The 21772-nt window shown below is 48.8% G+C and carries 22 protein-coding genes; 3 read left to right on the plus strand and 19 right to left on the minus strand.

From position 1 onward, the window contains the following. The first annotated feature begins 201 nt into the window (after positions 1–201). Positions 202–1431 (plus strand): glycoside hydrolase family 88 protein, encoded by a 1230-nt coding sequence (locus HHO50_RS03090; RefSeq protein WP_181304547.1) that lies wholly within the window; start codon positions 202–204, stop codon positions 1429–1431. A gap of 1 nt (position 1432) precedes the next feature. Then, complete coding sequence (locus tag HHO50_RS03095; protein WP_181304548.1) at positions 1433–4540, plus strand: glycoside hydrolase family 2 TIM barrel-domain containing protein; 3108 nt, start codon at positions 1433–1435, stop codon at positions 4538–4540. A 733-nt stretch (positions 4541–5273) separates the two neighbouring features. On the opposite strand, the gene HHO50_RS03100 is transcribed toward HHO50_RS03095, so the two are convergent. The 3 genes from HHO50_RS03100 to HHO50_RS03110 form a co-directional block, all read right to left on the minus strand. Continuing rightward, positions 5274–7520, minus strand: a complete 2247-nt coding sequence (locus HHO50_RS03100; protein WP_181304549.1) for an alpha-N-acetylglucosaminidase — start codon at positions 7518–7520, stop codon at positions 5274–5276. 771 nt (positions 7521–8291) lie between these two features. Beyond that, the gene (locus HHO50_RS03105) at positions 8292–9113 is read right to left on the minus strand and encodes an SDR family oxidoreductase (RefSeq protein WP_181304550.1); all 822 of its coding nucleotides are present in this window, start codon (positions 9111–9113) and stop codon (positions 8292–8294) included. A 275-nt stretch (positions 9114–9388) separates the two neighbouring features. Then, positions 9389–9568 carry a hypothetical protein gene (locus tag HHO50_RS03110; RefSeq protein WP_181304551.1) on the minus strand — a complete coding sequence of 60 codons (180 nt, stop codon included), beginning with the start codon at positions 9566–9568 and terminating at the stop codon, positions 9389–9391. 135 nt (positions 9569–9703) lie between these two features. Here HHO50_RS03110 and dnaK point away from each other — a divergent pair, with 135 nt between their 5' ends. Continuing rightward, a complete protein-coding gene (gene dnaK / locus HHO50_RS03115) occupies positions 9704–11563 on the plus strand; it encodes a molecular chaperone DnaK (protein WP_181304552.1) in 1860 nt (619 codons plus the stop codon). Positions 11564–11817: 254 nt separating this feature from the next. On the opposite strand, the gene HHO50_RS03120 is transcribed toward dnaK, so the two are convergent. The 16 genes from HHO50_RS03120 to rplR all read right to left on the minus strand — a co-directional run bounded on the left by HHO50_RS03120 (position 11818) and on the right by rplR (position 21765). Then, positions 11818–12120, minus strand: coding sequence for a septum formation initiator family protein (locus HHO50_RS03120; RefSeq protein ID WP_181304553.1), 303 nt, complete (start codon positions 12118–12120; stop codon positions 11818–11820). Between the two features lie 169 nt (positions 12121–12289). Further along, complete coding sequence (gene eno, locus HHO50_RS03125; RefSeq protein ID WP_181304554.1) at positions 12290–13567, minus strand: phosphopyruvate hydratase; 1278 nt, start codon at positions 13565–13567, stop codon at positions 12290–12292. Then, positions 13564–14697: a glutamine-hydrolyzing carbamoyl-phosphate synthase small subunit gene (gene carA / locus HHO50_RS03130; RefSeq protein WP_181304555.1), complete on the minus strand. Its 1134-nt coding sequence runs from the start codon at positions 14695–14697 to the stop codon at positions 13564–13566. The genes eno and carA overlap by 4 nt, the downstream gene beginning before the upstream one ends. 78 nt (positions 14698–14775) lie before the next feature. After that, positions 14776–15300 carry a 50S ribosomal protein L17 gene (rplQ, locus tag HHO50_RS03135; protein WP_181304556.1) on the minus strand — a complete coding sequence of 175 codons (525 nt, stop codon included), beginning with the start codon at positions 15298–15300 and terminating at the stop codon, positions 14776–14778. A gap of 66 nt (positions 15301–15366) precedes the next feature. Further along, positions 15367–16356: a DNA-directed RNA polymerase subunit alpha gene (locus tag HHO50_RS03140; RefSeq protein ID WP_181304557.1), complete on the minus strand. Its 990-nt coding sequence runs from the start codon at positions 16354–16356 to the stop codon at positions 15367–15369. Positions 16357–16394: 38 nt separating this feature from the next. Further along, complete coding sequence (gene rpsD / locus HHO50_RS03145; RefSeq protein WP_181304558.1) at positions 16395–17000, minus strand: 30S ribosomal protein S4; 606 nt, start codon at positions 16998–17000, stop codon at positions 16395–16397. 21 nt (positions 17001–17021) lie between these two features. After that, positions 17022–17414 carry a 30S ribosomal protein S11 gene (rpsK, locus tag HHO50_RS03150; protein ID WP_062544001.1) on the minus strand — a complete coding sequence of 131 codons (393 nt, stop codon included), beginning with the start codon at positions 17412–17414 and terminating at the stop codon, positions 17022–17024. Between the two features lie 10 nt (positions 17415–17424). Then, positions 17425–17802 (minus strand): 30S ribosomal protein S13, encoded by a 378-nt coding sequence (rpsM, locus tag HHO50_RS03155; protein ID WP_181304559.1) that lies wholly within the window; start codon positions 17800–17802, stop codon positions 17425–17427. 10 nt (positions 17803–17812) lie between these two features. Continuing rightward, the gene (ykgO, locus tag HHO50_RS03160) at positions 17813–17929 is read right to left on the minus strand and encodes a type B 50S ribosomal protein L36 (protein ID WP_071885446.1); all 117 of its coding nucleotides are present in this window, start codon (positions 17927–17929) and stop codon (positions 17813–17815) included. Positions 17930–17933: 4 nt separating this feature from the next. Next, on the minus strand, positions 17934–18152 hold the full coding sequence (infA, locus tag HHO50_RS03165; protein WP_048919321.1) for a translation initiation factor IF-1: 219 nt from the start codon (positions 18150–18152) through the stop codon (positions 17934–17936). A 3-nt stretch (positions 18153–18155) separates the two neighbouring features. Further along, positions 18156–18926 carry a type I methionyl aminopeptidase gene (gene map, locus HHO50_RS03170; RefSeq protein WP_181304560.1) on the minus strand — a complete coding sequence of 257 codons (771 nt, stop codon included), beginning with the start codon at positions 18924–18926 and terminating at the stop codon, positions 18156–18158. 3 nt (positions 18927–18929) lie between these two features. Continuing rightward, positions 18930–20255 (minus strand): preprotein translocase subunit SecY, encoded by a 1326-nt coding sequence (secY, locus tag HHO50_RS03175; protein WP_181304561.1) that lies wholly within the window; start codon positions 20253–20255, stop codon positions 18930–18932. 3 nt (positions 20256–20258) lie between these two features. Next, complete coding sequence (gene rplO, locus HHO50_RS03180; RefSeq protein WP_181304562.1) at positions 20259–20705, minus strand: 50S ribosomal protein L15; 447 nt, start codon at positions 20703–20705, stop codon at positions 20259–20261. A 1-nt stretch (position 20706) separates the two neighbouring features. Further along, the gene (gene rpmD, locus HHO50_RS03185; protein ID WP_219921427.1) at positions 20707–20886 is read right to left on the minus strand and encodes a 50S ribosomal protein L30; all 180 of its coding nucleotides are present in this window, start codon (positions 20884–20886) and stop codon (positions 20707–20709) included. 2 nt (positions 20887–20888) lie between these two features. Then, complete coding sequence (gene rpsE / locus HHO50_RS03190) at positions 20889–21407, minus strand: 30S ribosomal protein S5 (protein WP_181304563.1); 519 nt, start codon at positions 21405–21407, stop codon at positions 20889–20891. 4 nt (positions 21408–21411) lie between these two features. Continuing rightward, positions 21412–21765, minus strand: a complete 354-nt coding sequence (rplR, locus tag HHO50_RS03195; RefSeq protein ID WP_181304564.1) for a 50S ribosomal protein L18 — start codon at positions 21763–21765, stop codon at positions 21412–21414. Between the last annotated feature and the right edge of the window lie 7 nt (positions 21766–21772).

The following is a 21772-nucleotide window of genomic DNA, read 5'->3' on the forward strand; positions in this document are numbered from 1 at the left end:
CGAGACTGAAGTCTCGTGACTGGGGATGAAGCGAGTCTCCAGACTCGCCGGGAACCACCAGCAGGAGGGTGTGAGGTCAGGAAAATGCATTAGAGCATTCTAACAGAAGGACAGGATGTAAGTAGCTATTCCCCAATTGGTTCCTCTTGCTCCTCCCTTCCTCCAAAGGTAAGTTATAGAATTTAAGACTAATCAATGCTTATGAAAATCGCGATTTTAACCTTTATCCTCTTTTTCTATACGGCTTTCCTTTCCAAAGACAAAGGGAAACTAGAAAAGGCTACTGGGCACGTCTTTGACTCTGCCCAGCAGCATTACCAGAACATGTTGCGGGTGTCAAAAGACCTTACCAAATACCCCCGCACCTCGGCCCCCAACGGCTCCCTCAAATACACCGACATCCATGACTGGACAGGTGGGTTCTGGCCGGGCTCCCTTTGGTACCTGTACGAATACACCAAAGACCCCCAATGGCTGGAAGCCGCAAAGCGCTGGACAGAATCTTTGGAAAAAAACCAGTTCAACAATACCCACCATGACATTGGCTTCATGATGTATTGCAGCTATGGCAATGGCTATAGGTTAACCGGTGACCCCAAATACAGAGACGTCCTGCTGCAGTCCGCCAAAACCCTTATTACCCGTTTCAACCCTACGGTAGGCTGCATCAAGTCCTGGGATCAGAAATTATCCTGGGACGGCAAAACCATGTTCAAGTACCCGGTCATCATTGACAACATGATTAACCTGGAACTGCTCTTTTTCGCCTCCAAGGAAACCGGCGACCCCGTTTACCGGAATATTGCCCTTCAGCACGCAGACAACACCCTCAAAAACCATTTCCGGCCAGATTACAGCTCCTACCACGTGGTCAACTATGACGCCGCCACAGGCAAAGTGCTGCACCAGGAAACCAACCAGGGCTTCGCCGACAACTCTACCTGGGCCCGGGGCCAAGGCTGGGCCATTTACGGGTTCACCGTGATGTACCGCGAAACCAAAGACAACAAGTACCTGCAAGCCGCCCGGAAAATGGCCGATTACTACCTGGACAACAAAAACCTGCCGGATGACAAAGTCCCTTACTGGGATTTCAACGTAAACCAGCCGGGCTTCACGCCTAAGTGGAAGTATGATGCCGCCAAACTGTCCTACATTCCCAGAGATGCCTCGGCGGCGGCCGTGGTGAGTTCTGCCCTGGTAGAACTAAGCCAGCATTTGGGTTCAAAAGGGGGCAAGTACCGCCGGGCGGCGCAGCATATTTTAACGTCCCTTTCCAGCGAAGCCTATTTAGCCAAACCCGGCACCAACAACAATTTTCTGTTAAAGCATTCAGTGGGCAGCATGCCGCACGGGGTAGAAATAGACGTTCCCCTGGTCTACGCTGATTATTACTTCCTGGAAGCCTTGCTGCGGAACAAAAAATCTTAACATGAGAGTCTTTCTACTTTTGCTGCTTCTGGCAGGCATTTCTTCCGCGTCGCGCGCCCAACAGCCCATGTGGCTGAACGAAAAGGTAAGCGAGGAAAACCGCCTCCCCATGCGGGCTTCCTACTACGTTTATGAGAACGAAGCCCTGGCCCACCAGAACGACTGGCAGAAATCAGGCAACTACCAAAGCCTCAACGGCGACTGGAAATTCAAGTGGGCCGAGAAACCTGCCGAGTTGCCGGAGAACTTCCAGGGGGGTTCGTTCAATGACCAAAGCTGGAACTCTATCAAAGTACCGGCAACCTGGGAAGTGAACGGGTACGGCTACCCCATCTATGTGAACGTGGGCTACGAGTTCCAGGACAAGATGAAGCCCAATCCGCCCGTGGTGCCCATGGAGGTGAACCCTACCGGCCTTTACCGCAAAGAAGTAGTGATAGACGGGCGCTGGAAAGGCAAAGAAATCATCTTGCACCTGGGGGCCGTCAAGTCTAACGTGCAGGTGTGGGTGAACGGCCAATACGTGGGCTACGGCGAAGACAGCAAACTGCCCTCTGAGTTCAACGTGGGCCCTTTCCTGAAAACCGGCAAAAACGTGCTTGCCCTCAAGGTGATGCGCTGGAGCGACGGCACCTATCTGGAAGGGCAGGATTACTGGCGTGTGAGCGGCATCACCCGAGACTGTTACCTGCTGGCCCGCAACCCCGTGCACATCGCTGACTTCCAGCTCACCCCAGAACTGGACGGCAAGTTTGAGAATGCCGTTCTGCATACTAAAATCAAGTTGAACAAACCCGCTCCCGCCAAACTTACCGCGCTGGTGCAAGTGACCGAAGGCCCGTCCCTCATCGCCGAAGGCAAAGTTGATTTTAAGACCGGTGCCACTCAGGAAATAGCCCTTCCGGTGACCAGGCCCAAGTTATGGTCCGCGGAAAGCCCCGCGTTGTACCACGTGACCATCAAACTGCTGGACAAGAAAGGCCGAATTCAGGAGGTGATCCCGCAAAGGATTGGCTTTAGAAAAGTGGAGATTCAGAACGGGAAATTTCTGGTCAACGGCCAGCCCATCCTGATCAAGGGGGTGAACCGCCATGAAGCCGACGCGGTGACGGGCCAGACCGTTTCCAAAGAGCAGATGCTGCAAGACATCAAATTGATGAAGCAGTACAACATCAACGCCGTGCGAACCGCCCATTACCCCAATGACGAGTACTGGTACCAACTCTGCGATGAGTACGGGCTTTACGTGGTGGACGAGGCCAATATAGAGTCGCACGGCATAGGCTATGACATCACCAGAACCCTGGCCAACGTGCCTTCCTGGAAAGACGCGCACCTGCAGCGGGTGCAGCGCATGTATGAGCGGGACAAGAACATCACCTCGGTCATTACCTGGAGCCTGGGCAACGAGGCAGGCAATGGCTACAACTTTTATGAATGCTACCTGTGGCTGAAGGAACGCGACAAAACCAGGCCGGTGCAATACGAGCAGGCCATTCTGAATAACGGCAACTTTGCGGCGCAGTGGAACTCAGACATTATTGCCCCCATGTACGGTACCCCCCAAAACATGATTAATTACGCCAAGAACCATAAAAATCCTTCCAGGCCCTTTATCCTGTGCGAGTATGCCCACGCCATGGGCAATTCTTTGGGGAACTTCAAAGACTACTGGGACATCATCAGAAACAACCCCCACGCTTTCCAGGGTGGGTTTATCTGGGATTTCATGGATCAGGCGTTACGGCATGTTACCCCCAAAGGAGATACCATCTATGCCTACGGCGGAGACTTTGGCCCCAAGAACGTGCCCAGCGACAATAATTTCCTGAACAACGGTATTTTCTACGCGAACAAAACGCCCAACCCGCACGCCTGGGAAATGAAGAAGGTGTACCAAGACATTCACACCTCCTGGAAAGGCAACAACGCCATCAACATCTTCAACGAGCGGTTCTTCACGGATTTATCTGACGTAAAACTTGCCTGGGAACTGGTGAGCAATGGTGAATCAATCCAGAAAGGCGAGGTTGAAACCATTGAGGTGGCAGCGCACAAAACAACTTCCTTAGCCTTGCCCCTGACCATTCCGGCCGAGGGGGAGGTTTTCCTGAACCTTACCTATGTGCAGAAAAACGCAACGCCTTTACTGCCCGCCAACCAGGTGGTGGCAGAAGAACAAGTAGCCGTTTCCGGAAGCTTCAAGAACCCCCTTTTCCTTGCCGGAAACGGCAAACTGACGGTTAAAGAGACCGCCCACACCTACAGCGTTACCTCCCCTGCCGTTAGCCTTCGCTTCAACAAAAAGACTGGATTTCTGGAACAATACCAAATGGGCGACTTGGACTTACTGCAGGAAGGCCACGCCCTTCGGCCCAACTTCTGGCGCGCCCCCACCGATAATGACATGGGCGCCCAGGCGCACCTGAAGCACAAGAGCTGGAAAAAGGTAACCGAGAACCCCGGCACCCCTACTTTCTTGGCCAAAGTAGAAAAAGACGTGGCAACGGTATCAGCTTCCTACCATCTGCAAGAGGTGCCCGCCATCTTACAAGTGGTATATTCTGTGAATGCCGCCGGAGAATTGCTCGTGAAACAAGAACTGCAGCCTAGCCCCAACAGCAAAGCCGAATTATTGCCTAAGTTTGGCATGAAGCTCGTTTTACCGCAGGGGTTTGAGGCGTTGGAATACTATGGCCGCGGCCCCCACGAAAATTACCAGGATAGAAATTACAGCGCTCATGTGGGTATTTATCATCAATCGGTAGGGCAACAGTTTCACCCCTACGTGCGACCGCAGGAAACGGGCAACAAAACCGACATTAGGTGGTTCAGAATCACGAACGGCTCAGGCCGGGGGATTCAGGTGCAGTCAGACCAACTTCTGAGCATGAGCGCGCTCCACTTCTTTGACGGTGACCTAGACGACGGTGACGCCAAAGACCAACGCCACTCTGGGGAGTTAAAGCCGCGTAAGGAGACTCAGCTCAATATTGACTACAAACAGATGGGCGTGGCCGGGATAAATTCCTGGCGTGATCTGGCTCTGCCTCCTTACTTATTGCCTTTCCAGAAGTATAGCTACTCTTATAAAATCAGTCCTTTTTAAGACAAGGAAAACAAGTGGCATCTCACGCAGAGAGCAACCTATGGCAGATGCTTAGGTTGGGAATAGTGCATCTGATGTAGTCTTCGGTTTGAGGGTACATTCTGCCTTCCTTCCATTCTCCTAAAAGAATGATACGTGTGCAGGGCATTTGCGAACTTGCGGCAGGGTAATCTGACTTCCGCAGGAGACTCCCCCAGCTCCTGGGATACGTTTTGGGGCTGTTTTCCGAAAAACAGGGCAAAAACGGCAGGGGCGCTGTTGATTTCCCATCAGGGAGAAGTTATCTGGGTAAATCAGATTTCGGTAGAGACCCGGCACTGCCTTTTCTCGGGCACTCGTTGATTTCTACGGTTGGTTTTCTCTGCGGGGGCAGACATCCTCCCTTCGCCCCAGCGTTTTAGGGCTGTTTTGCGGAAAACAAGGCGGAAACGGCATTGGCGCAGACGCTCGCAGGTTTAAAGACGCTACGAGGTCTTTGGAACTGGCGACATCGCGGAAGCAGCCGGTTAGAAAGTACTGGCGCGAGTCTCCAGTCTCGCCGGAAACCACCAGCAGATTGCATAAGGTAAGTTAAGGCTAGGAATAGCATTCAGACAAGAAAGAGGCGTAAAGATCAAATCTCCCCAGGGCAAAGGTATTGCTCTGGGGGATTTGATCTTTACGTGGCCTATCCCTCTACCCTTGATACTCCCCGCTGCCTTAGCTCCCAAAAGGACATTCAACCCTGCCCTTGCTACAGATAACCGTTCTTTATCTTTTTGTGGTACTTTTGGAACATCTCCTTGGCAATGGTAACAGAATTACCCGCTGGTTTTGTAGGATAAGGCTCATTGCTGTTGACCCACTGCCACTCCCAGGTTTTTATCTTCTCGTCAAAGGCGCGTTGGTTCATATCTTGGCCTTTCTCCATTTGGCCAGCCACATGGGCAAAATACTGCTGCCAGCGTGGTTTGTAGAAACCGTTCAACAATCCGGCCCACTGGCGGTTAGCATAGTCCATGAGGTTGCTGTTTTTGTCGCCCCAGAGCGTGATGAGGTTGCGGGCATTCTTCTCATAGAGCTTTTTCTCTGCCGGGGTGGTGCCCCAATCCTTTGCCGAATGCAACCACCTGCCTAACAGCAAACCTTCCTGCGTAGCCAGCAACTTATCCATGTCTCCTATCAAGGCAATGAACTCGGTGCTATGCTTTTTGAAAGCAGGCAAATCTTTGTTCTTGTAGTCTCTCGCAAATTGCTCCTGAAGTTGGGTGGCGTAATTACCCAGTACCTGGCGCGTAACGTCTACCAGGTCATATTGAAAGCCTTGGCTGCTCTTTAATTCATCTGAAGCGGTTATAAGGCTCTCCCAGGCGGGCACCAACGCCAGAGGTTCATAAGCAAATTTTGTGATGACGCGTTTTGTGTTTCTGTTGAATGTTGGCCTGCCGGTCACAATAGATTCTGGCCCCCCTGCGGTAATGCTGTCAGCGTACACGGTGCGCCTCAATATTTGCCAAGCCTGGTTGGCGTGGGCGTTTTCTTTGCCATACCGGCGTTTGGTGTAGTCTTTGAGCCAAGAGGTAAGCTCAATTGGGGTATCGCGCCAGGCGTTCTCCATCATGAGCTCGTACATCACAGGGTTGTTTTCAATGCCTTCGGGCGTAAGCCCAATTCCGGTGAGTTTCCCTTTTTCTGGGTTTCGCAGCGTTTGTGAGGGCCAGGTGGCTACTCTGTCCATTAGACCGTACATGCTCACGTTGCCGCCGAAGTTGTGCAGCATGTTCCAGATCCAGGGCTTGCCGTAGTAGGCTTCGGTTTTCTGCCACATGGGGTGACGCTCACTATACAAGTCCAGAATGATCATCTTATCATCTGGCACGGCGTTGAGCATGGCTTGTATTTGGGCTGGTTTCCAGAAATCTGCCGAGAAATGGAACAGCCAGCCCTGCATGATCCAGACCGCCTCTGGGTCTGCGGCGGCCATGGACTGGTACACTTTCTTACTCACATTACTCAGGAAAGTGGAGTCATTGGAAGGCGGACGGTTCTCATTGAAGGTATCTGAAGAATAAAGGTGGTCAGTCCCGTAGGCTTTCGTCTGCTCCTCAATGAACTTCTTCCCAATCTCCATGAACATAGGGTCATCAGGATCCATCAAATACACATCATCGGCCATTTCATCCCATTTGGTCTTCTTCAGCTTCGCATCAGGAAACTTATTTTTAAGCGCCGGGGGCACGTGGCCGGTGAACGCGGGCAAGATGGGCGTCATGCCCAGCCCTCTTTCCCTCTCCAGAATCTGCTTCTGCAGCGCCTCGTGGCTGTCCATCCAGGAGACTGGAAGGGGGCCTCCCCAGGCATCCAGGTTCCCCATCCAGAACCACGCGAAATAGGCGGGGCCGCTGAAGAAACTCTCCAGGTCTTTGTCGGTGAGGCCCATGCTCTGGTACACCCTGCGGTAGATGGCGTTCTGCCCGGTAAGCGCCAGTGGCATGTTGATGCCGTTCATGGCCATCCAGTCAATCTCCTGCTGCCAACGCTCCCAGTCCCACCAGGGCATGGTGTAGCTGAAGGTGCAATAGTTGAGATAGTAGCGGTATTTATAGGGGCTCACGGTGCGTACTTTCTGCGGAACCACCGGTAGAGGGCTGGAAAGGTTCAGGTTGCTGCCGTTCCAGGTGATGCTGCTGTGGGTATAGTACTTCAGGTAATGGTTGAGGGCACTGGCAATGGACACGCCGTTGTTCCCGCGCAGTACAACCTTCCCGTTCCTGCTCTCCACCTCAAACACATCCTTGCCTTCCTCCTGTGGGATGAACTCCACCTCAAAGTTGCCGGCGTATTTGCCCACCACCCTCCGGATCAGTTCTTGCGCGGCCTTCTTAGCCGTATCTTCCTGCGGATGAATATGCTGTTCTGCTGCGGTGGGCTTCTCTTTTAATACGGCACAGGATGAACCCAATACCGCAAGCAGTAGAAAAAAAACAAAAGAGTATTTCATAATAGGCTGAGTTTCTGATAATCGAACCGAGGAACTATACCCGAGCGAGAAGAGGGAATATCTCTCCTAGTGTCGTCATCCGGAGTTGGTTGCCCTAATGAGCGGCCAACAGCCGTTGTATCGCCAAATGCAACTTGCCCTTATGTGCTCGAGCCCACTAAGGTAAAATACTTTCCTCTAACCCCATAAGAAATCGGAACTTTCTCCTAAATCTTGACCACTTTTGTTCTTTTCAGACCAGCTGAAGCATCTCCTATAGCTAGTTAGATACCTCCAGGCGCAAGCGTCCGCTTGCGCCAGAAAACCAAGGGGAGCAGGTAAATACTGGTTGGTATTAGCTCCCGCGGAGAGGGGAGTTTTGCGGATGCGTTTTGGGGCTGGTTTAAGGAAAATAGACCAAAAACGCGGAAACCTGTGAGGTCTGGGAGACCTCACAGGTTTAGAGCCTACTGGTGCGAGACTCCAGCCTCGTGACACAGGATGAAGCGAGTCTCCAGACCCGCTGGGAACCTCCAGCACAATGGCGTAACGTCAGGTAGGGAGTAGGCAACAACTTAAGAACTTGTTTACATTTGAGGTTTGCGGGCGAAAATGGTCAGAGAAAGGTTCTTAGGAAGCGTTTTTTGAGCCGCGTAGCAGCGCTACGCAACCGCGAACGCAGGTTCTTTTTGATGGTTGTTTGCCGCGCAAAAATGGAATGTAAACAGGCTCTAAAAGCAACTGGCGGTAGCCATGTTCAAGCTTTGTAGCCTGCAGTCTTGCATCTTTGCACTACACCCCTGAAAAGGCGTTAAAGCCGCCATCTACTAACACGGTTTCGCCGTTAATAAACTTGGAAGCATCGCTCAGCAGAAAGATCAACGTTCCGGTGAGTTCCTCTGGCTCTCCAAAACGTTGGTAAGGGGTGTTGGAAATGAATTTCTGTGCTCTGTCAGTTAAACTTCCGTCCTCGTTCAACAGTAAAGTTCTATTCTGCTCGGTCAGGAACACCCCAGGGGCTAATGCATTCACTCTTATCTTTCCGCCGTAGCGCAAACCTAGTTCCACCGCCATCCATTGGGTGAATGACTCTACGGCTTTCTTGGCCATGGAATACCCCAACACGCGGGTCAGGGGCCGTTGGGCCGTCAAGGAAGAGATATTCACAATGGTTCCTTTGCCGTTTTCAGCCATCACCCGCCCAAATATTTTGGTGGGGATCACGGTTCCAAACAAATTCAAGTCAACGGCTTGCCGGGTGGCCTCCACATCAAAGTCAAATACGTTCTGTTCAGGCGAAACCGTAGCGCCGGGCATGTTTCCGCCCGCGCCATTCACCAATCCGTCAATGGTGCCCCAAGTTGACAGAATCTGTTCTTTGGCCTTTTCCATTTGGGCTTCGTCCAGCACATCGGCCAAAACGGCGATGGCCTCGCCGCCTGCTTCCTCAATTGCTTTTACCCTCTCACTGGCTCGTTGTTGGTTTCTGCCTAAAACTGCTACCTTGGCTCCGGCTTTGGCTACCGCCAGGGTAAGGGCGGCACCTAGGATTCCGGTTGCGCCGGTGATGACTATAACTTTATCCTTTAAGGAGAATTGCTCTAATCCACTCATGCTGAATATCCTGTTTTTTTGTTAAATCTCACCAAAACACGTGCTTCTTCTGGAATGCCGCACAGCATCAAATAAAGTCATATAATCATTATTATCCTATGGCTTTCTGTTTCTGATCTTCTCTTTGACGATCTGCCTCACCTTTCCTTGGTTGATGGCGTGCTCGACAATCTCAGATCAAAGAGCCCGAACGCCCTTGCCGTTTGCCACGGAGATCCTTCCAGGAAGTCAAGGAAGAGGAGAAGAGGTATTCTGTCCAATGGCTTACAGTAAGTCTAGCTTAGCTTACTGGAAGCGTTGGGGATGATAAAACCGGCAGAAGAACCAGCATGCGTTTCTGCACTACTTTTAGCGAAACAGGCCAGAAACGCGTTTTTGAAGCCAACTGTTGGGGAAGCCTCTTCATCAGAAGGGGGTTTTAGGCTTTCTTTTCCTAAAACAACGTCAAAACGCATGTTCTACTCCTCCTTTACCAGTTGAACAAGCACTCTTTCGCCACCTATCCCGCAGGAAACCGTAAACCTTTAACAGCCTATTTCTTCGTACTTTTGCCGAAGAGCGCCCCTACGCGCGGCACTAAACCTGACAGCATGGCTAAAATAGCGATAAATCTGACCACGGCCTCTATCCAGAAGGAAGAGGTCATTGTGGGTATTGACCTGGGCACCACCAACAGTCTGGTGGCGTATATGCACCCCGAAGACCATGTTCCCATCCCTATCAATGACCTGGGCCTGGGCACCATTGTCCCCTCGGTGGTGCACTTTGCGGGGAGCGGAGAAGTACTGGTGGGCGATGCCGCCAAGGAGTTTCTGATCACTGACCCCGCCAATACCATTTACTCGGTCAAGCGGTTGCTGGGCAAGTCGTACCAAGACCTGGGCGAACACAAAGACACCTTCGGCTATAAGATCATTGACGATAACTCTGAGGGGCTGGTGAAGATACGGGTGCAGGACAAATTCTACTCCCCCATTGAGCTGAGTGCCGAGATCCTGAAAGAACTCCGCGCCCGCGCCGAGCACGCCCTCAAAACGCCCGTGAACCGGGCCGTGATTACCGTACCGGCCTATTTCAACGACTCTCAGCGCCAAGCCACCCGCGATGCCGGTAAACTGGCGGGCCTGGAAGTATTGCGCATTGTGAACGAGCCTACCGCGGCTTCTCTGGCCTACGGCATTGGCTTAGACCAGAGCGAGGAGAGAACCATTGCCGTATATGACCTGGGCGGCGGTACGTTTGACATCTCCATCCTGCGCATTCACCAGGGCATTTTTGAGGTGCTGTCTACCAACGGCGACACGTTTCTGGGAGGCGATGACTTAGACCGTGAAATCATTGGCTTTTGGACGCGGCAAAACCGTTTACTCGCTGACTTGGCTTTGCAAGAACCCAACACCGCCCAGGCGCTTCGGCTGAAAGCCGAGGAAGCGAAGAAGGCGCTGAGCAGCCAGGATAAATTCAAATCTGACTTGAACGGCGTTGAGCTCAAATTAGACCGCCACACGTTTGAGACCTTGATCACGCCCATTGTAGACCGTACCATGGCCTCTTGCCAGATGGCCTTGAAAGACGCCGGGCTTCAGCCCGAGCAGATTGACACGGTGATTATGGTGGGCGGCTCTACCCGCGTGCCGCTGGTGTACCAGACCGTAAGCGACTTCTTCGGGAAACCCGCCAACAACTCCCTCAACCCCGATGAAGTAGTGGCCCTGGGTGCCGCCATCCAGGCCGATGTGCTGGCCGGAAACCGCAAGGACATCCTGCTGCTGGACGTGACGCCGCTCACGCTGGGCATTGAAACCATGGGCGGCCTGATGGACTCCATTATCCCGCGCAACTCCAAAATCCCTACCAAAGCCGGGCGGCAATACACCACTTCGGTAGACGGACAGGTGAACATGAAAATAGCGGTGTACCAGGGCGAGCGCGATCTGGTGAAAGAGAACCGCAAATTGGCTGAGTTCGACCTGAAAGGCATACCGGCCATGCCTGCCGGTTTCCCCAAAGTAGACGTGAACTTCATCCTGAACGCCGATGGCATCTTGAAGGTAGAGGCCGTTGAACTGCGTTCGGGCGTACGGCAGGAGGTTGAAGTGAAACCGCAGTACGGCTTAACTGATGCCCAGGTAGAACAGATGCTGATGGATTCTATCACCCACGCCCGCGAAGACGTTTCCACGCGCATGGTCATTGAGGCCCGCACCACCGCCGAGCAGATGATTTACCAGGTAGAGCGCTTCGTGCAGAAAAACGCGGAGCATTTATCCCCGGAGGAAATTAACCTCACCCGCCAGAACGTGCAGCATCTGAAAGACGTGTTGCCTACCGGCGATAAAGACACCATCTTGAAAGCGGTGGATGTGCTGGAAGAACAAACCAGTCCCTTCGCGGAACGGGTGATGCAGATCTCCATCAAGAAGGCCATGACGGGCAAAAAGATTGAATAATCTGTTTTAAGGCTGTTTTAAAGAAAACAGCCTTAAAACAGATTAGCCAAAAGCCTTCTATGGCGCGGATTTACTGCTGTGACTTCCTTTGAAGTACTTAAGCCGCAGAAGTAAATCTGCGCCATAGGAGACACACTTCTGCTTTGGGGCCATAGTAGCTAGAACAGTTCCAAAACAGAAATGCTTTTAAGCAGAACGCGCGACTCCAATGGGGCCGCGCGTTCTGCTTTTATAACTTCAGGAGAAATCAATTTCTATTCTTCCCCCTCCTTTTCTACAATAAGGTAAAGTTCCTCGGTAGGTTTTTTCATGAGGTACTTTTCGCGGGCAAACTTCTCCAGCAATTCAGGGTTACTCATCAGCTCCTTGCGGTCTTTCTGCACCTCGGCAATCTTCTCCAGGTAATAGTCCCGCTCCTCCTCCAGAATGGTCAGCTTACGGCTGGTCTGGTATTGGGTGATGAAGTCATTTGAATCAAAGAAGAACATCCAGGCTAGAAAAGCCAGCCCGGTCAGAAAATAAAAGTTGCGGAAGAATTTGGGGACGCGTGCTAACATGGCAAAAACGAAAAATGGCGGCAAGTGCTGTCTTGCCGCCATGAATTTACAAAGTTTCCAGAAGGTATCTGCACCAGAAGCGAATCAAATTTTCAAATTCCGTTTTCGTCCTGTTTTATCAAAAACAAACCTAAAACGCCTCCTCCGTTCTGCTGTATCAGGCGGCAGATTACATGTTCCGGCCCGGGAAGTACGCCACTTCGCCTAGTTCTTCCTCAATACGGAGCAACTGGTTGTACTTGGCCATTCGGTCTGAACGGGAAGCCGAACCCGTTTTGATTTGACCGGTGTTCAGCGCCACGGCTAAGTCAGCAATGGTGTTGTCTTCGGTCTCACCGGAACGGTGGCTCATGATGCTCTTATACCCGTTTCTGCGGCCTAAGTTAATGGCATCAATGGTTTCGGTCAACGTACCAATCTGGTTTACCTTGATGAGGATGGCGTTGGCTGTCTTCTGGTCAATACCCTGCTGCAAACGGGTCACGTTGGTCACGAACAGGTCATCGCCAACCAACTGAGTGGTATGCCCGATAGAATCGGTCAAAGACTTCCAACCCGTCCAGTCATCTTCGTCCATCCCGTCTTCAATAGAGATGATAGGGTAGCGTTTAGACCAGTCTGTCCAGAAGTTGACCATCTCAGAAGAGGTCAGTTTGTCACCGGTAGATTTTTTGAAGTGGTAGTGACCGGTAGAGGCATCATAGAACTCAGAAGCGGCGGCATCCATGGCAATCATGAAGTCTTCGCCCGGGCGGTAGCCTGCGGCCTCAATGGCCTGTAATACCACCTCAATGGCTTCCTGGTTAGAGCCAATGTTTGGCGCGAACCCGCCTTCATCGCCTACGTTGGTAGACATGCCTTTTTTCTTCAGGACGTTCTTCAGGTGGTGGAACACCTCGGTTCCCCAACGTAGCGCTTCAGAGAAAGAAGAGGCGCCCACGGGCATTACCATGAACTCCTGGAAGTCAATGGAGTTGTCGGCGTGGCTGCCGCCGTTCAGGATGTTCATCATGGGCACCGGCAAGGTGTTGGCGTTCACGCCCCCCACGTAGCGGTACAGAGACTGACCAGCTTCTTTGGCGGCGGCTTTGGAGGCAGCCAAAGAAACACCAAGGATTGCGTTAGCCCCCAACTTGGCTTTGTTGGGCGTACCGTCAATCTCAATCATGATCTTGTCCAGCAGGCTCTGCTCGAAAACATTGAAACCCACCAGTTCATCGGCAATAATGGTGTTCACGTTCTGTACCGCTTGCAGCACCCCTTTGCCCATGAACATGCTCTTGTCATCATCGCGCAGTTCAACAGCTTCGTGTTTACCGGTAGAAGCGCCGGACGGAACCGCCGCGCGGCCTACAATGCCACTTTGGGTGATCACGTCTACCTCTATGGTAGGATTACCACGGGAGTCAAAAATCTGGCGGGCTTTGATGTCTTCAATTAAGCTCATATAGTTCTATTTTGGATTGATGAATTCTTCTCTTTCTCTAACATTTCCACAAACAGGTCAAACAAGTACTCAGAATCGTGTGGCCCTGGAGAAGACTCTGGGTGGTATTGCACAGAGAAAGCTGGTTTGTTTTTAATTCTGATACCCTCTACGGTATTATCATTCAGGTTGATGTGCGTAATCTCCACGTTAGGGTTGTTTTTCACCGCCTCGGCATCTACCGCAAACCCGTGGTTCTGGGAAGTGATCTCGCTTTTACCCGTAATCAGGTTCTTTACAGGATGGTTCAAGCCCCGGTGCCCGTTGTGCATTTTGTACGTAGGAATACCGTTGGCCTGCGCCAGAATCTGATGTCCCATACAGATCCCGAACATAGGTTTCTCCACCGCCAGAATTTGCTCTACGCTCTTTACTGCCTCCAAGGTCACCGCTGGGTCACCGGGGCCATTGGAAATAAAGTAGCCGTCTGGCCCCCAAGCTTCCATTTCCTCAAAGGTGCTACCGTACGGAAACACCCGGCACTCACAGCCTCTAAGGGTGAGATTGTTGAGGATGTTACGTTTTACACCCAGATCCAGAACCGCCACTTTAAACCTGGTTTCGGTTACAAGTAGGTCATACTGCTGCAGGGTAGTCACTTTAGAAGAGAGTTCCAGCCCATCCATGGACGGTACCTCCAGCAGTTGCTGCTGTAAGAACGCAATATCAGTAGTTTCAGAAGAGATAATGGCGTTCATCACTCCTTTGTCGCGCACGTACCGCACCAGTTCACGGGTATCAATCTCACAGATGCCCACTACCCCGGCTTTCTCAAAGTACTCCTGCAAAGAACCTTCGGCGGTCTTTCTGGAGAAATGATGCGAAAACTCTTTGCACACCAGCCCTTTGATCTGAATGTTGCCAGATTCTACTTCTTCTGGTTGTACCCCGTAGTTGCCCACGTGAGATACCGTGGTGATCACAATCTGACCATAGTAGGAAGGATCAGTAAAGATCTCCTGATAGCCCGTCATGCCGGTGTTAAAGCAAACCTCACCGCCGGTGGTTCCTATTTTACCAAGGCTTTTACCCCGGAATACAGTGCCGTCTTCCAGCACCAATACTGCATCAGTTGTTGTATGAAGCTTCATTCTAAGTAAATATGGGACAAAAATAAAAAAGGGATACGAGTAATCTCGTATCCCTTTTCATAATTAATTACATTCTCACTATTCTGCGGCTGGAGTGCCAGCCGAGTCAGCAGAAGGAGTCTCTTCTTTGGTAGAAGCAGAAGCATCAGTAGTTGCCTGACCATCCTCTTTTTTCTTACCGGAAGAACGACGTCTCGTTTTAGGCTTAGCCGCAGTACCGGTACCGGTTGTGCTTAGCATATCCTCATTGTAGTCCACTAGTTCCATGATACACATCTCTGCATTATCACCTAAACGAGTACCTGTTTTGATAATACGCGTATAGCCACCCGGACGATTCGCGATTTTACCAGATACGTTGTCAAAAAGCTCTTTTACAGACTCTTTGTTCTGCAAGTAAGCAAATACAGTACGGCGTGAGTGCGTAGTGTCGCTTTTTGACTTAGTAAGCAAAGGCTCTACATACTTGCGAAGCGCTTTGGCTTTGGCAACCGTTGTGGTTACACGCTTATGTAGGATTAATGATGATGCCATGTTAGAAAGCAAAGCAGCGCGGTGAGAGGCTGTTCTTCCTAAGTGGTTGTTCTTTTTACCGTGTCTCATTGATTTGATTGTGCACGTGCATACCGTCGATCAACCTGTCGGGATCGGGAATTATGCCGTAGATGATTAATCCTCTTCTAATTTATACTTGGCGATATCCATTCCGAACGTAAGGCCTTTGTCAGAAACTAAGTTTTCCAACTCAGTCAATGATTTCTTACCAAAGTTACGGAACTTCATCATGTCTGAAAGATCCAGTTGCACTAAATCCCCTAGTGTTCTGATGTCAGCTGCCTTTAAGCAGTTGTACGCCCTAACTGAAAGATCCATATCGTGCAATGGTGTCTTAAGAACTTTTCTCATGTGCAGCATTTCTTCGTCAACCGCTTCTTCCTCTTCAGGCTTCACGGTCTCAAAAGTCATGGTGTTGTCAGAGAAAAGCATGAAATGCTGGATCAGAATATTGGCAGCACCTTTCAAAGCATCTTCCGGATGGATAGAACCGTCCGTCGTGATCTCAAGTAAAAGACGCTCGTAGTCAGTTTTCTGCTCCACACGCGTGTTCTCCACGCTAAATTTCACATTCTTTACAGGAGTGAAAATAGCATCAATGGCGATTTGGCCAAAAACCTGATCTGCGGGTCGGTTTTCTTCTGCTGGAACGTAGCCCCTTCCCTTTTGAATGGTTAACTCAATTTCAAAAGAAGATTCAGGATCTAAGTGGCAAATCACTAAATCAGGATTCAACACCTGGAAAGAACCAGAGAACTTATTGATGTCACCGGCAGTGAAGGTATCTTGCTTGCTGATGCTAACGGTGATTTTATCATCAACCAAGTCACCAATTTTCTTGAACCGAACCATTTTCAGGTTCAGGATAATTTCAGAGACATCTTCAACCACACCTTCAATGGTAGAGAACTCATGGAGCACACTAGGAACCCTGATGCTGGAGATGGCATATCCCTCCAATGAGGAGAGAAGAATTCTTCTCAGCGCATTCCCAATGGTTACACCATAGCCCTTCTCTAGCGGCTTAAATTCAAATTGTCCATTGAAGTCGTCGGATTTCTCCATCACGACTTTCTCTGGCATTTGAAAGGCTAATATTGACATGATTGCTGGTTTAGGGTTGAAACTTAGATTAGAAGATATTACTTAGAGTAAAGCTCGACAATCAGCTGTTCCTGAATTTTCTCAGGGATCTGATCACGCTGTGGATTAGAGATGTATTTACCGGCCATTTGACCGCCATCCCACTCTAACCAAGTGAAAGCGCGAGCATTACGTCCAGCCAGGCTGGTAGTAATAGCTTCTAATGATTTTGATTTCTCCCGTACACTTACCACATCACCAGGACGCAGGGTGTAAGAAGCAATGTTCACCACGTTTCCGTTAACTTGGATGTGGTTGTGGTTTACCAATTGACGGGCAGAACGTCTGGTAGGAGCAATACCTAAGCGGTATACAGTGTTGTCTAATCTTGCTTCTAACAAAGCCAGTAAGTTTTCACCGGTGATACCTGTTTTACGGGCTGCTTTGTCAAACAAGTTCTCAAACTGTTTCTCCAATACACCGTAGATGTACTTCGCTTTTTGCTTCTCCATCAACTGGATGGCATATTCAGATTGCTTTTTTCTCCGACCACGACCGTGCATACCTGGACCGTAAGCTTTCTTAGCTAGGGCCTTGCTTGGTCCAAAAATTGGTTCGTTGTATCTTCTAGAGATTTTGCTCTTAGGGCCTGTGTATCTTGCCATTTCTACTACTAAATAATATCCTTAAACTCTTCTGCGCTTTGGAGGACGACATCCGTTGTGAGGAAGTGGAGTCACATCTTTGATAGAAGTCACTTCAATACCTACATTTTGCATAGTCCGGATAGCAGACTCACGTCCAGCACCTGGGCCTTTTACAAACACTTCAGCCTTTCTCAATCCAGCTTCGTAAGCTACTTTACCGCAATCGGCAGCAGCCATTTGGGCAGCATAAGGAGTATTTTTCTTAGACCCTTTGAATCCCATTTTACCAGCAGAAGCCCAGGAGATCACCTGGCCGTTGATGTTGGTAACAGAGATAATAATATTGTTGAAAGAAGCTTTGATGTGTACCTGACCAACAGGCTCCACCACAACCACGCGCTTCTTGGCTTTATCTTTTCTTTTCTGAGCCATTGTCGTTTAATTATTTAGATGCCTTCTTCTTGTTTGCAATAGTCTTACGCTTACCTTTTCTGGTTCTAGAGTTGTTTTTAGTTCTCTGCCCCCGTACTGGTAAACCTTTTCTATGACGTAGACCCCGATAAGAACCAATGTCCATCAATCGCTTGATGTGCAATTGTACTTCAGAACGAAGAACACCTTCAACTTTGTGCTCAGAAGCAATGATGCTACGGATTTCTCCGGCTTCATCTTCACTCCAATCCTTCACCTTCTTGTCAAGATCCACCCCAGCCTTCACCAAAATAGACTGTGACAACTTGCGGCCAATACCGAAGATGTACGTCAAGGCAATTTCGCCTCTTTTGTTATCTGGAATATCAACTCCTGCTATTCTAGCCATGTTTTAAAAATTAACCTTGTCTTTGTTTATAACGTGGATTCTTCTTGTTGATCACGTAAAGTTTGCCTTTACGTCTGATCACTTTGCAGTCTTCACTGCGCTTTTTAACTGACGCTTTAACTTTCATCTGTTTATTTGTATCTGTAAACTATTCTGCCTTTACTAAGGTCGTAAGGAGACATTTCCAATTTCACTCTATCGCCGGGAAGAATTTTGATGTAGTGCATCCGCATCTTTCCGGAAATATGGGCAATAACTTGATGGCCATTTTCTAATTCTACCCGAAACATTGCATTGGATAGTGCCTCAATGATGGTACCGTCTTGTTCGATGGAAGACTGTTTAGCCATGTATTAGTTTAGTGCTTTATCTATGTAATCAAAAGTAGTTAAAATCTCTGCTTTCCCTTTTCTCACCACAACTGTGTGTTCAAAATGGGCAGAAGGCTTTTTGTCTCTGGTACGGATAGTCCAACCATCGTTTTCCTGAACCACATAACGTGAGCCAAGGTTCACCATGGGCTCAATGGCAAGAACCAAACCGTCCTGAAGTTTCATTCCCTGCCCACGTTTACCGTAATTAGGAACTTCAGGGCTTTCATGTAAACTGCGGCCTAAGCCATGTCCCACCAGTTCCCTAACCACACCATATCCATATTGCTCAACATGCGACTGAATGGCATGACCAATATCACCAATACGTGCACCTATCACCGCGTACTCAATGCCTTTGTATAAAGACTCTTTTGTGCGTTGAAGTAAGTCTTTCACTTCTAGGCTAACCTCGCCCACGGGATGCGTGTAGGCACTGTCACTATGGAAACCTTTAAAAAAAACTCCACAATCAATAGATACAATATCTCCTGATTGTAGAGCATAGGTACTAGGTATACCATGAACCACTTCAGAATTCAAGCTGATGCATAAACTATGCTTAAATCCATTATATCCCTTGAACGAAGGAGAACCTCCGTTGTCTCTGATGAATTCTTCAGCGACAGAATCTAATTTTAAGGTAGTAACACCCTCAGCAATATGCTTGGAAACTTCACCATGCACTTGACTGAGGATGTTAGCACTTTGTGTAATAAGCTCGATTTCTTCTTCGGTCTTATATATGATCATTCCTTAGGAAGCAACCGCTATGTTTTTTGAACGTCCTCTGAGTTTACCAGATTTCATCATGCCATCATAATGACGCATCAACAAATAGCTCTCAATTTGGTTCAATGTATCTAAAACTACCCCTACCAAAATTATAAGAGACGTACCGCCAAAGAAGGCTGCAAATTCTCTTGTAATTCCAAACAACATAGCAATGGATGGTAGAATAGCTATGATGGCTAAAAAGATAGCACCAGGTAACGTGATTCTGGTTAAAACCTCATCTATGTATTCTGATGTAGCCAAACCAGGCTTGACTCCAGGCACAAATCCGCCACTTCTCTTTAAGTCATCAGAAATCTGGTTAGGATTCACACTGATGGCAGTGTAAAAGAAGGTAAAGATGATAATCAGAACCGCAAATGACAAGTTGTACTGCCAAGAGGTATAATCAGAGAAAACGTTTCCAATCTCGTTGGCGAGATCACTTTCATTTCTCCAGAAGGAGGCAATCATGCCTGGTAAAAACATCAAAGACTGGGCAAAGATGATAGGCATTACACCTGCTGCATTCACCTTTAACGGAATAAATTGCCTCTGTCCTGCCTGTAAAGAAGCACTGCCTCCAACTTGCTTTGCGTATTGAACTGGTATTCTTCTAATGGCTTGTGTCAACATGACCACGCTCATCACCACAAAGAAGAGAACAATCAATTCAATGATGAAAATAAGGGCACGGCCGAGTCCCAAAGCCAAAGCTTCCCCAACAAGTGCACCAGGGAGACGTGAAACAATCCCGATCATGATTAACATGGAGATTCCGTTTCCAATACCTTTATCTGTGATTTTCTCACCCAACCACATACAGAACATTGTTCCGGCGGTAAGAATAATCATAGAAGAAATCGTGAAAAGAGGACCCGCTACAGACGGATCAATCGCATCTGCGTTGATCGTTGCCAGGAAACCAACCGATTGCGCCAAGGTGATTACAATGGTAAGCACCCTGGTGTATTGGTTTATCTTCTTACGACCAGACTCTCCTTCTTTCTGCAATTTCTGAAAATAAGGAACTGCAATGGTTAGAAGCTGTAAAACGATGGAAGCAGAAATGTAGGGCATGATACCCAATGCAAAGATGGAAGCATTGCTGAATGCTCCACCTAAAAAGGCATCTAATAACCCTAAGATCCCTGCTGAATTACCTCCTAATAGATTTGGATCAATACCAGGTAAAACAACATAGGAACCTAATCTGAAAATTGCGATGAATCCTAAAGTATTTAGGATTCTAACTCGCAAATCTTCAATCGCAAAGATATTCTTAATCGTAGTAATCAGCTTCTTCATCTGCTACAGAGTCACAACCTTGCCGCCTGCTTTTTCAATTGCCTCTACTGCAGTCTGAGAAAACGCATGCGCGTGAATTTCAATGGCAGTAGTTAATTCTCCTCTTCCAAGAACTTTGATATTGTCATTTTTAGAAGCTAAGCCGTTTTCACGCAACACAGCGAAATCAATAACAGAAGATCCTGATTTGGTAGCTAAGTTTTGAAGAACATCAAGGTTAACGGCAGTATACTCTACACGGTTAATGTTCTTAAAACCAAATTTAGGCACACGACGAACCAAAGGCATCTGGCCACCTTCAAATCCTGCTTTAGAGGAATAACCTGAGCGGGATTTAGCTCCTTTATGCCCACGGGTAGAAGTACCACCTCTACCAGAACCGGTACCCCGACCAATTCTCTTCCGGTTCTTTACAGAACCTTCAGCGGGTTTTAAATTACTTAAATTCATTTTAGACCTCTTTAATAGATACTAAATGTTGCACACTGTTAACCATTCCTGCAATCTGAGGAGTCAACTCTTTTGTTACAGTCTTATTGATTTTTCCAAGACCAAGCGCCTTCATGGTCTGCTTTTGTCTTCCAGGACGATCAATAATACTCTTGATCTGGGTGATTTCTACACTTGCCATAATTACCCGTTGAATACACGTTGTAAACTGATTCCGCGTTGCTGAGCAACAACCAATGGATCGCGCATCTTAGACAGAGCATCAAAAGTAGCTTTCACCACGTTGTGCGGGTTAGAGGAACCTTTTGATTTAGCCAGTACATCTCTGATACCAGCACTGTCAAATACAGCACGCATCGCACCACCAGCGATAACACCGGTACCAGCTGCAGCAGGCTTGATCAATACAAACCCACCAGAGAATTTACCTTCCATAGAATGAGGAACAGTGTGCTTGAATAAAGGAACACGCACTAGGTTCTTCTTAGCATCATCAATACCCTTTGCAATAGCATCGGTTACCTCGTTTGCTTTACCTAAGCCGTATCCAACCACCCCGTTACCATCACCCACTACTACAATGGCAGAAAAACTGAATCTTCTACCACCTTTCACCACCTTAGCAACACGGTTGATAGCTACAACGCGTTCTTTCAGCTCTATTTCACTAGCTTTTACGCTTCTGATATTTAATTTAGACATGTTCTTAGAATTTTAGACCCGCTTCGCGAGCCCCTTCTGCTAATGATTTAACACGACCATGGTACAGATAACCACCTCTGTCGAATACAACTTCGGTAATACCTTGTTCCAAAGCTTTAGCTGCAATGTCACGTCCTACCGAAGAAGATGATTCACTCTTGGTTCCAGTGACTCCGCCTTCACTTACAGAAGAGGAAGAACTTGCTAATGTAACACCATTCACATCATCAATCAGCTGCGCATAAATAAACTTATTGCTTCTGAAGACAGACAGACGGGGACGCTGAGCTGTACCAGACACCTTGTTACGGATGCTGCGACGAATTCTCAGTCTTCTTTTTGCTTTATCGAATGCCATTTTCTTT

Source organism: Rufibacter sp. XAAS-G3-1 (genome assembly GCF_013623775.1).
Lineage (GTDB): Bacteria > Bacteroidota > Bacteroidia > Cytophagales > Hymenobacteraceae > Nibribacter.